The sequence below is a fragment of the Bacillus sp. GC_Bacil_1 genome (assembly GCF_026540675.1).
GTDB classification, from domain to species: Bacteria; Bacillota; Bacilli; order Bacillales; family Bacillaceae_G; genus Bacillus_A; species Bacillus_A cereus.
Genome location: NZ_JALNUG010000014.1, coordinates 133,583 through 145,011, shown reverse-complemented (window position 1 = coordinate 145,011; position 11,429 = coordinate 133,583). Strand labels below are relative to the sequence as shown.

Below are 11,429 nucleotides of genomic sequence, written 5' to 3'. Positions count from 1 at the left end.
TTTCAGATAAATATATTTTCAAAAAAAAAAATTACGTTAGAATATAAAGGGTGGGGTATTAATGGACTCACAAGTGATTTATGCCATTTTGGCATCTTTCATCACTGTACTCGTCGTTACTCCTTTAGTTATTAAATTAGCTTTTAAAATAGGAGCGACAGATAAGCCAAACGCACGTAAAGTGCACCAAAAGATTATGCCACGTCTTGGCGGGTTAGCAATATTTATTGGTGTAGCTGTAGGATTTGTTGTCGGCGGCTTATATGAGCAAAGAATGTTATCGATAACACTAGGTGCGATTATCATTGTAATCATCGGAATTTTAGATGATATGTACGAGTTATCTGCGAAAGTAAAATTCGGTGGACAACTGTTAGTTGCCATTATGATTGTAAAAAGTGGATTATTAGTGCAAGTATTATATATCCCATTCCTTGGGGATACTGAACTTGGATGGCTTGCTTATCCAATTACAGTATTTTGGCTTGTAGGTATTACGAATGCAATCAACTTAATTGACGGCTTAGATGGATTATCTGCTGGTATTTCATCTATCGTACTTGCAACGCTAGCATATATGGCCTTCACTAGCCCATGGGGTACTGGAACAGCTATTATCTTGCCACTCGCATTAATTATATTAGCAAGTACAATTGGATTTTTATTCTTCAACTTCCATCCAGCAAAAATTTTCATGGGAGATACAGGAGCACTATTTTTAGGATACTGTATTTCTGTTATATCGTTACTTGGATTATACAAAAGTGTAACGTTATTCAGTTTTATCGTTCCAATTATCATTTTAGGTGTACCTATATTTGATACGATATTTGCAATCATCCGTCGTATCGTAAATAAAAAACCTATTTCAGCACCAGATAAATCGCATTTACATCACCGCTTACTTGCAATGGGATTCTCTCATCGTAAAACGGTACTAATTATATACGCATTCGGTATTTTCTTTAGTGTAAATGCCATTATTTTCACTAGTGCAACGTTATGGTTATCCATTATTCTTCTTTTCGCTTTGATTTTCTTCACAGAAATCATTGCTGAAATAATCGGTCTTGTACATGAACGTTACAAACCACTTATTTCCTTTTATAAAAAAGTGAAAAAACGCGAAGACTAATTGTAGTATAGCCTTTACCATTATGAAATATTCAAATAGCATCCTTTAGGATGCTATTTTTTATTCCTTATTTTATATTTCCAAAATATAGATTGTTTGAGAGTTCCTCTATTGGAGAAAGATATACATAATAAGAAAAGTATCAAGTTTTTTTACATCTTGATTGTCAAACTGAGGGTGAATGTTATGATCAAGCGAGTATTTCAATGTATTATTTTATTCTTAACAATTACTATGTACGCATCATCTAATACTGAAGCAACAACCGTTATTCCTGCTGAACATCATCCAAATACTGAAACAACTTCTCCTACACAAAAAATTGCGTACTTAACATTTGATGACGGTCCAAACAAATATACTACACAAATTTTAAACATCTTAAAAGAAAAGAACGGAAAAGCAACTTTCTTTGTTATTGGCGGAAAAGTGCCGCATTACAGAAAAACGATGCAACGATTAATTAAAGAAGGACATTATATCGGGCTCCATAGCATGTCACATGATGTAAAACGCCTTTACACTGGTGACCCTTCCACTTTAATTGCAGAAATGGAACAAACACAAAGCATTGTCCAGCAAGTTACGAAATTAAATACACATCTCGTTCGCGTTCCATATGGTAGTATGCCTTACTTAAAAAAGAATTACCGTGACGCACTTGTATCAGCCCAGTATAAAATGTGGGATTGGACGATCGATACTTATGACTGGAAAAGCTATGATAATCCTTCTGCCATACTCGAAAGAGTGCGTAATCAAAGTGATGAACAAGTCGAAGTTATTTTAATGCATGATTCGAGTGTGACCGTACAAATACTGCCAAAAGTAATTGATTATTTACAGTCACAAGGATACAAACTTCTTCCCTATAATCCATCTTCTCATCTCGAAGTAAATTTTTGGAAAGACACAAGATTGTAACAGCTTTAGTACTTCTAGACTAAAGCTGTTTTATTTTTCTCTTCCCACCCTTCCCATTTTTGTGTAAACTTTTAAATAGTGATGAAGTTTCGAGGTGAATGGAAATGAAACGAATAGATCTCATTTTTAATGCAATACAAGAAGGAAATTATACAGAAGGTGTAACCGCATCAGAACTCGCTACATTTCTACAACTAGATCGCGCCAATGTAAGTAGCGACTTAAACAAACTTGTAAAAGATAAACGGTTATTAAAAACAAATACGCGACCTGTTCGTTTTTACATAGAAACGAACACTTCGTTGGAAACGCATTCAAAAGACATAACTTCATTAGATACATTTGCAATTGAAAATACGAGCCTTAAAATCGCAATTGAAAAAGCGAAAGCTTCTATTCTCTACCCTCCAAACGGTATGCATACTTTACTACTGGGAGAAACAGGGGTCGGAAAGTCTATGTTTGCTTCTTTAATGCACGAATATGCAATTGAAGTTGAACAGCTTCCCAAAAATGCACCATTTATCGTCTTTAACTGTGCTGATTACGCAAACAATCCACAACTACTACTTGGACAGTTATTTGGGATTAAAAAAGGAGCTTACACAGGAGCAAGTGATCAAAAAGGGTTAATTGAAAAAGCACATGAAGGAATTCTTTTCTTAGATGAAGTACATCGCCTACCTCCAGAGGGACAAGAAATGCTTTTCACCTTTATTGACCGCGGAGTGTACCGCCGCCTTGGAGAAACAGAGAACGAACGTAAAGCACAAGTATTAATCATTACTGCAACAACAGAAGAACCAAATTCCTTTTTATTAAAAACATTTACAAGACGTATACCGATGACTGTTACGCTGCCACCACTTCGTGAGCGTACACATAAAGAGCGCTTTGCTTTACTACAGCTATTTTTCACAAATGAAGCAATTCGTCTGCGAAAAGACATTCACGTTAGCCCAAATGCAATGCGTGCTTTCGTCTTTTACAATTGTCCCAATAACATTGGTCAATTAAAAACAGATGTTCAAATTGCCTGTGCGAAAGCCTATTCCGATTTGGTCACAAAGAAACGTGATTCTGTCTATGTTTCAAGTACAGATTTACCTTGGTATATGAAAGAAGGGTTGTTCATTGAAAGGAAGAGCCGTCACTTATACCAAATACCAAATGAAACATTTGTATTTACAGGTGAGGAAGGTTGGAGTAATCATAAAACAGAAGATGAAAAACGATCTTCTATTTACGATTATATTGACTATAAATACGAAGAACTTCAAGCACGTGGTATTGAAGAGGAAGAATTAGAATTACTAATAGAAAATGATGTTCAAAGCTTTTTCGTACAATATTTTAACCAAATATCAAAAAAAACAAGCCATGAAAATGTTTTTAAAATTGTGGATCGTAATATCGTTTCCGTATGTGAAAAAATAGCGGAACTTGCTGAAAAGCATTTATCTAAGACGTTTGATGAAAAAGTATTTCTCGCTTTAAGTTTACATGTACAGACAACTCTACAACGTTTGCAAAGCGGAAAACAAATACATCACCCACAATTAAATCAAATTCGTACGAAATATAAAGAAGCTTTTTCCGTAGCTATGCAATGCATTCAACTACTGGAGGAAGAATTACAAATAACAATGCCTATTGATGAAGCTGGCTTTTTAACAATGTTCTTCGTTGTTGATCCAATTCCTGCCTCACAAACCGAAGTAAAAGTATTAATATTAGCACACGGTAATGGCATCGCAACTGAAATGGCAAACGTTGCAAACGAACTTCTCGGCATTGAGGAAGTAACCGGTATTGATATGCCGTTACACGAATCACCGAAAGATTTCTTAGAGCGTGTGAAAGTTTATATGAAAACACTCCAAAATGTAAATGGGCTTCTTTTACTTGTTGATATGGGGTCACTTGCTTATATCGGTGACATATTGGAAACGGAATTCAAAATTCCTGTACGTGTTCTCTCGATGACGAGCACACCACATGCACTAGAAGCAGCTCGAAAAGCTCAGCTCGGTTATTCATTAGATGCGCTATATGAAACAGTAAAAAATTTAACACCGTTTTACTTAAACGTACAAGAAGAAAAGAAAAAACCTCTCTCTCCAATGAAATCTGTTATTTTAACAGCTTGTTTAACTGGTGAAGGAAGTGCTTTAGCTATTCAAAAAATGTTAGAGAACTATTTACGATTTGATAAAGACTTAATTGAAATTATTCCGATTAGTATCGTCCATGAAAAAGATTTAACGAAAATGATCGAGAACATAAAAAAAGAGCGTAACATCATTTGTATCGTTACGAATTTCGATGTGCAAGTACCATGCTTAACATATCATTTCCAAGACATCGTAAACTACACAGCGATTCAGCCCATTCAAGAATTAATTACGTATGAAGAAACATATGCAAAAATGGCGGATATTCTTGAACAACAAATGCAGCGTAACGATGGGGCATTACTTATTAAAACAATTCGTTACGCATTAAATACAATTCAGGAATTAATTTCCTTACAGCTAACTCCTGATAGCTTAATGGGTGTTATTCTGCATATGAGCTGTATGGTTGACCGTCTTCAAAAAGGAGAAAGCCTTCTTCCTCACCCTGATAAAGAGAAAAGAAGACAAGATGAATACTGGATGTATATGAAAGTAAAAAAAGCATTGCAACCAATTGAAAATACATTTGAAATACAAATACCTGATGACGAAGTATTTTACGTTATGGACTTCTTTATTAAAAATCAACCTGTGAAAAATTAATCGAGCCAATTTTTAAAAATATCGACCGTAACGCAAGTTATATCAGCGATTATTGAAATATATCGGCGTAACGCGAGTTATATCAGCGATTTTCAAAATATATCGATTTACCGACAATAATCGCTAAAACTAGCACCTTATATAATGAGAAAAGGCTGTTCCAACATATGGACAGCCTTTTCCTCTACTTCTTTACTTTTCTAACTCGCCCTCTTATTTCTCCTCTTTTTTGTGATTTCGTATGAACATTAACATATACGTTTGCTTGAATAATTTCTTGAAGTAAATGTACAAATGATTTCCCTTGTAAAGGTCCCTCAAAATCCTCCACATTCACTACACCAGTAATACTTCCCTCGTTCAAGCTAATCCCTTGCTCCAGTGGACCATACAAATATAAAACAACAGGGCCAATTTGAGTAGACTTCCCTAAATGAATTTGACACGATGTAACCTTTTCTATATTTTTTAGTATTACTCTGTAATGCAATTTCGTTAAATCATCACTAAAAATAAACTCTGCTACCCCAAAAGCTTCTGTATTTACAGGAGGCACTTCCCTCTTACCTGTTAACCTGGCAAAGAAATGTGTTGTCATAAGGCATTCTCCTTATATAAATTTCCCAGCACTACTTCTACTACTTTATGGTTTAGACATAATCATTTATGACTTTTTCAATTTTAATTACAAAGAAAAGATTCACAAAATCTTTACATTAGATTTGTTCCTTTTGCTTTACCCCTTCTTGTATAATGCACATAGCAAAAACATTCTAGGAGGTTATTTTGAAAAAAAACAAACACACCTTTCACACATTATTAGAGATTTTTCTCGTCTCATTTAAATTAGGACTTACTTCATTCGGCGGTCCTGTCGCTCATCTCGGCTATTTTCACCACGAATACGTGCAAAAAAGAAAATGGATGGATGAACGAAGCTATGGAGATTTAGTAGCGCTATGTCAATTCCTTCCTGGTCCTGCCAGCAGTCAAGTCGGTATGGGGGTTGGATTATTACGGGGCGGGCTTTTAGGAGCTATTATTTCATGGATTGGATTCACTTTACCGTCTGTCCTTGTTTTAGTTTTCTTCGCCTCATTCCTTAATCAGTTCGATCTTGGGAGTGCTGGCTGGATTCATGGACTAAAACTTGTAGCAGTCGCTATTGTCGCTCACGCCATATGGGGAATGGCGCAAAAGTTAACCCCAGATCGAAGCCGCGCAACGATTGCGATTGTAACTGCCGCAATCGCCTTATTATGGCCAAGTAGCTGGACGCAAGTGATCCTCATTATAATATGTGGCTTTATCGGCTGGTTTTTATATCGCAACCAACCAATTAGCCAATCTCAGCATATAAAAGTACCTATTTCAAAAAAGATAGCAGTTTCTTGTCTCGTCTTATTCTTTGGACTCTTACTACTGCTACCGATATTAAGACCTTTCTCTTATTACATCGCTTTATTTGATAGTTTCTATCGCTCTGGCGCACTTGTATTTGGAGGAGGACACGTCGTGCTGCCCCTTCTTGAAGGTGAGTTCGTACAAAACGGCATGATGACGAAAGAACAGTTCCTAGCTGGATACGGATTAACACAAGCAGTACCAGGACCACTATTTACATTCGCCTCGTATATAGGAGCAGTGTTAAACGGGACGCTTGGGGCAATACTCGCAACAATTGCGATTTTCCTCCCTGCTTTCTTACTCGTTATTGGTGTTTTACCATTTTGGAACAGTGTGAGAAAAATATCATTCATACAAGGCGCACTACTTGGTGTTAACGCCGCAGTTGTTGGTATTTTAATTGCCGCTTTTTACGATCCCATTTGGACGAGTACAATTATAAATACTTCAGATTTCGTTTTCGCTTCGCTTCTTTTTTGCTTACTAGCTTTTTGGAAAACACCACCTTGGGTTATCGTTATACTGGGAGCCTTTGGCGGATATATTCTGTCCATTTTATAAATAGAAAAAACGACGGCATGATGTAGCCGTCGTTTTTTCTATTAAAACTTCACAAGCTCTATTCCTTCTGGCAACTCACTCTCTGTTAAAATACGCAATTCCTTCACACGATCCATTACGTAAGAAGAACGCTTCACAAGCTCTGGATCAATATAAGCTGGATGAACCATAATTTCTACCGTTTGTTCACCTTGTACTCTTTCTTTTAACTTCACAAAGTAATCTTCCGTCACACCATCCGCATAAAAGTCACTGTAAAACACATCAGAAAATGGATGCACCGCTCTATCTTCCTCACAACGACGAATCGGAACATTATATTTAGCCGCTAATCTCTCAAGAACATCATGTAAAATCGGTAAACCATGCACATGATGATGACTATCTAAATGAGTTGGTGTTAATCCGTAAGATAAAAACTTCTCAATTTGAGCAGTCCATTCTCTCTCAACTTCTTCTGGATTTATATTCCCTTCCCTTACAACACTTTGTTTATGAAACGATCCGTCGCTACCTACAAGTGATGGTACGTCTCCAAGAAGTGGTTCTCCTGCCGTTAATACGAGATGTACGCCTACTCCGAGTAGGTTATACTCTTTCGCTAAGCGTACCGCATGCTCTGTTCCTGGCATATTCATCATCATCGTCGTTGAATTTACAAGTCCATTTATATGCCCATCAATAATGCCGTAATTTGTACCTTCTGTAAGACCGAAATCATCTGCATTTACAATTAACTTAATCATCATAATACCTCCTAATAGAATAAAAAAAGCGGGCTAAATAGCGCCGCTTTTACTTCTCTACCTTTTTAAAGAACTGTGGAAGATACTCTTTATGTGCTTCCAACATTTCATCTAAAATTTGTTTTGCAACTTTATCTGATGGTACAAGTGGATTGATTGTCATAGCAAGCAGCGCCTTATGATAATCCCCTGTAACAGCAGCTTCAATTGTTGTGCGCTCGAATGATTTAATTTGTTGTACTAAACCGCGAACTGGTACTGGAAGGTCTCCAACTGCAATTGGTTTTGGGCCTTCTTTCGTAATAATACAGTTCACTTCAACAGCTGAATCATGTGGTAAGCTTGCAATTGTTCCGTTGTTTCGTGTATTAACAGGCTGGATATCACCTTTATTATTGTAAATAGACGTAATTAAGCTACATGCTGCATCACTATAATAAGCTCCGCCACGTTTTTCTAATTGTGGTGGTTTAATATCTAAGTTCGGGTCTTTATATAACTCAAATAAATCATTTTCTAATTGTTTTACTACTTCTGCACGTGTACCTTTTTCAACAGAAGCTTCTTTCTCTTCTTCTAACATTTCACGTGTTTTGTAGTAGTAACGATGGTATGGACATGGAATTGCACGAAGTCCGCGAATAAAGTCTGGTTCCCAGTTAAGCGCTGCGATATTTTCCATCGTAATTTGCTTTTCTGGATCTGTTACAAGCTCTAACACGCGGTCCATTACACTCACGCCATCTAAATATACGTCTAGTCCGTATACCATATGATTTAAACCTGCGAAATCAACGTGAACACGACTCGCATCTACTTCCAGTAATCTTGCAAGACCCATACGAATTCCGATTGGAACGTTACATAGACCAACTACTCTTTGAATATTTGTATAACGAAGGACAGCCTCTGTTACCATACCAGCTGGATTTGCAAAGTTAATTAACCATGCATTCGGACAGAGCTCCTCCATATCCTTACAAATATCTAAAATAACAGGAATCGTTCTCAACGCTTTGAATAAACCACCAGGACCATTCGTTTCCTGACCGATTACATCATACTTTAACGGAATTGCTTCATCTTTTGCACGTGCTTCTAATAAACCAACGCGAAGTTGTGTTGTTACGAAGTCAGCATCTTTTAATGCTTCACGGCGATCAAGTGTTAAATGTACCTCGATTGGTAAGCCTGATTTTTTCACCATACGTTTCGCTAAGTTACCAACGATTTCTAACTTTTCTTTTCCTGCCTCAATATCTACTAACCAAATTTCACGAACAGGAAGCTCATCATAACGCTTAATAAATCCTTCAATTAACTCTGGTGTATAACTAGATCCACCGCCGATTGTAGCAATTTTAATTCCAGTCATGCTTTATTCCCCTTTCGCTTCAAGCTTTTTATAAAGATCGATAAACTCTGCTGCTAATTCTTTCACTGTAATCGCATTCATTAAATGGTCTTGTGCGTGAATTAAAAGAACACTAATCTCTGTTTTTTCTCCTCTTGCTTCTGATTGTATGAGCTCTGTTTGGAAATGATGCGCTTCATTAATCGCTTCTTTCGCCTTTACCATCGCTTCATCTGCTTCTGCCATTTTCCCCTGTTTGGCAAATTGAAGTGCCTCCATCGCAAAGCTTCGTGCGTTACCACTATTTAAAATCAATTGGAATGGAATTTGTTCTGCTGTAGTCATCATAATTACCGCCCTCTCTATAAGGTTCAACCGATTTAAATACCCCTTCAGTTTGAACATCTCTATTAAAGTTTTAATTTATTAATGATAGTTTGGTGTTCTTGCAGATGTGTTTCATCTTTTTGAACATGATATAAAGGTGATTGTTCTCACAGACACCGTTGTCTGCGAGAACAATCTCTATGTTACATAGGTACAGAGTTGTTGTTTCCTTGCGCTGCTTCTTTTTCAGTACGAACAACTGAACGGTCACATAATACAACGAATGGATAATAGATTACCATCGCAATTACAAAGTTGAATAACTGTAGAATTGCACCTGAAAGATGTCCACCTGTTACAAGATAACCACTAATAATTGGTGGTGTTGCCCATGGGATCATCGCAACTGTTTTTGGTACCCAGCCAATAGATATAGCTGTATAAGAAGTGATTACTAATACAATTGGTGTTATGATAAACGGTAAGAATAAAACTGGATTTAAAATAATTGGTGTACCAAATATTACCGGTTCATTAATATTGAATGCACCTGGTCCAATCGATAAGCGAGATACACCGCGTAACTGTGCACTTTTTGCTACAAGTAATACCACTACCAAGAATGCTAATGTTGCACCAGAACCACCAAGATATACGAAAGTATCAAAGAATGGTTTTGTAATAATGTTTGGAACATCAAATGCAGATGTACCACCTTGGAATAACTTCATGTTTTTCTCTAATGCCGGTAAGTATAATGGCTCAATAATACCACCAACGATATTTGGACCATGTAAGCCGAAGAACCAAAGAAGATGAACAAGGAGTACAATGACAATTGCACTTGGTAATGTCCCTGCTAAACTTTGTAGTGGTGATTGAATCGTATTAAAGATAAATTCATGAACACTTGTACCAGCTAAGTTCACTGCTAATTGAATACCTGCAACTACTGTTAAGATAACAAATGCTGGAACTATAGCTGCGAAAGATCTTAAAACTGCTGGTGGTACTCCATCAGGCATTTTAAAAGTAATGTTTCTTTGTACAAAGAAACGGAATACTTCAGTAACAAGGAGTGCCACGATAATTGCTACAAATAACCCTTGTGCACCTGTCCAAGCTAAGTTCAATCCGCCTTCTTTCGGTGTTGTTGGCGTAAGAATAATTAACGCACCAAATGAAATAATACCTGCTGACAAACCATCAACGCCGTAAGATTTTGCTAAGTTATAACTTGTTGTAAATGCTATGATTAGTGCTAGAATCGCGAAAGAACCAGTCCACATTCCACCGCCGACTTGTTTCCACGTTTCACCAAACATACCTTTCATGAAATCTTGGAAAGCTTCAGACGGAAAACCATTAATTAGTGATGCCAGTGCACCAACTAAAATAAGTGGCATAACTGCAATAAATCCGTCACGGATTGCAGCTAAATGACGTTGCGATCCGATTTTACCAGCGACAGGAACAATATATTTCTCCATAAATGCAATAAACTTTTGCATTTCGCTTCCCCCCTAATTATTTTTTAAGTGTTAATGCGTGATCTAAAACTGCTTCCCCATTCATCATGCCGTAGTGCATTGGATTGATAACGTCGATTCCAACGTTTCTCTCGTCAGCAAGCGTTTTCATTGAAGAGAGCATGTAACGAACTTGTGGTCCTAGTAATAATACATCTGCTTGATCGATATTCGTTTTTACTGCATCCCCAGATACAGCCCAAATCTTGCCTTCTAAACCGCGAGCTTTTGCAGCCGCTTCCATTTTTGTAACTAGTAAACTTGTAGACATCCCTGCTGAGCAACATAATAAAATATTCATTTGAAAATCCCCCTTGTGTAGTATAAAAAATTTATGTTTATTTATTTTTCTTTACGCTATTTATTAATGCAATTAGCGTGCCAACTTTTTAAAACCACTAAAATCAGTGCTTTTTCGAGCATTTTCTTTGTGTGTTAACGCTTTCAATTAGTGTGTCGTCCAAAAAACACACAGTGTGTTATAAAACAACACGCTTTTAACACATAACTGTATGAAAATAGATTAGTGTTTAGTTGTCTAGTTATGTTTAATATGAAAAAACACTAAAAAAATTTTTTTATCGTAGAAATCTAGTAAAAAACAACATTTTCTTGAGCTCAGTCTTCTATCTATTCTATTGTCCAAGCACACTCTACTAAATTACA

Annotated in this window: 10 protein-coding genes; 4 read left to right on the top strand and 6 right to left on the bottom strand. The window is 36.6% G+C overall.

Translation table 11 applies throughout. The features are described from left to right. Positions 1 to 61 precede the first annotated feature (61 nt). The 3 genes from OXT04_RS20935 (at position 62) to OXT04_RS20925 (ending at position 4,839) form a co-directional block, all read left to right on the top strand. The gene (locus OXT04_RS20935) at positions 62 to 1,135 is read left to right on the top strand and encodes a glycosyltransferase family 4 protein (protein WP_000378306.1); all 1,074 of its coding nucleotides are present in this window, start codon (positions 62 to 64) and stop codon (positions 1,133 to 1,135) included. Between the two features lie 186 nt (positions 1,136 to 1,321). Continuing rightward, a complete protein-coding gene (locus tag OXT04_RS20930) occupies positions 1,322 to 2,059 on the top strand; it encodes a polysaccharide deacetylase family protein (protein WP_016513232.1) in 738 nt (245 codons plus the stop codon). A gap of 104 nt (positions 2,060 to 2,163) precedes the next feature. Next, positions 2,164 to 4,839, top strand: coding sequence for a sigma-54-dependent transcriptional regulator (locus tag OXT04_RS20925; RefSeq protein WP_000820950.1), 2,676 nt, complete (start codon positions 2,164 to 2,166; stop codon positions 4,837 to 4,839). A gap of 184 nt (positions 4,840 to 5,023) precedes the next feature. Here the strand turns inward: OXT04_RS20925 and exsM are convergent, their stop codons facing one another. Then, positions 5,024 to 5,437, bottom strand: coding sequence for an exosporium regulatory protein ExsM (exsM, locus tag OXT04_RS20920; RefSeq protein WP_000207046.1), 414 nt, complete (start codon positions 5,435 to 5,437; stop codon positions 5,024 to 5,026). 188 nt (positions 5,438 to 5,625) lie between these two features. Here exsM and OXT04_RS20915 point away from each other — a divergent pair, with 188 nt between their 5' ends. Beyond that, positions 5,626 to 6,807, top strand: a complete 1,182-nt coding sequence (locus OXT04_RS20915; protein ID WP_097945699.1) for a chromate transporter — start codon at positions 5,626 to 5,628, stop codon at positions 6,805 to 6,807. A 41-nt stretch (positions 6,808 to 6,848) separates the two neighbouring features. Here the strand turns inward: OXT04_RS20915 and chbG are convergent, their stop codons facing one another. The 5 genes from chbG to OXT04_RS20890 all read right to left on the bottom strand — a co-directional run bounded on the left by chbG (position 6,849) and on the right by OXT04_RS20890 (position 11,064). Continuing rightward, positions 6,849 to 7,553 carry a chitin disaccharide deacetylase gene (gene chbG / locus OXT04_RS20910; RefSeq protein ID WP_016079721.1) on the bottom strand — a complete coding sequence of 235 codons (705 nt, stop codon included), beginning with the start codon at positions 7,551 to 7,553 and terminating at the stop codon, positions 6,849 to 6,851. Positions 7,554 to 7,602: 49 nt separating this feature from the next. After that, positions 7,603 to 8,928 (bottom strand): 6-phospho-beta-glucosidase, encoded by a 1,326-nt coding sequence (gene celF, locus OXT04_RS20905; RefSeq protein WP_000145762.1) that lies wholly within the window; start codon positions 8,926 to 8,928, stop codon positions 7,603 to 7,605. Positions 8,929 to 8,931: 3 nt separating this feature from the next. Continuing rightward, positions 8,932 to 9,255, bottom strand: coding sequence for a PTS lactose/cellobiose transporter subunit IIA (locus OXT04_RS20900; RefSeq protein WP_000989050.1), 324 nt, complete (start codon positions 9,253 to 9,255; stop codon positions 8,932 to 8,934). A 182-nt stretch (positions 9,256 to 9,437) separates the two neighbouring features. Beyond that, on the bottom strand, positions 9,438 to 10,745 hold the full coding sequence (gene celB / locus OXT04_RS20895; RefSeq protein WP_098648266.1) for a PTS cellobiose transporter subunit IIC: 1,308 nt from the start codon (positions 10,743 to 10,745) through the stop codon (positions 9,438 to 9,440). Between the two features lie 16 nt (positions 10,746 to 10,761). Beyond that, the gene (locus OXT04_RS20890) at positions 10,762 to 11,064 is read right to left on the bottom strand and encodes a PTS sugar transporter subunit IIB (protein ID WP_001023569.1); all 303 of its coding nucleotides are present in this window, start codon (positions 11,062 to 11,064) and stop codon (positions 10,762 to 10,764) included. Positions 11,065 to 11,429: the final 365 nt, after the last annotated feature.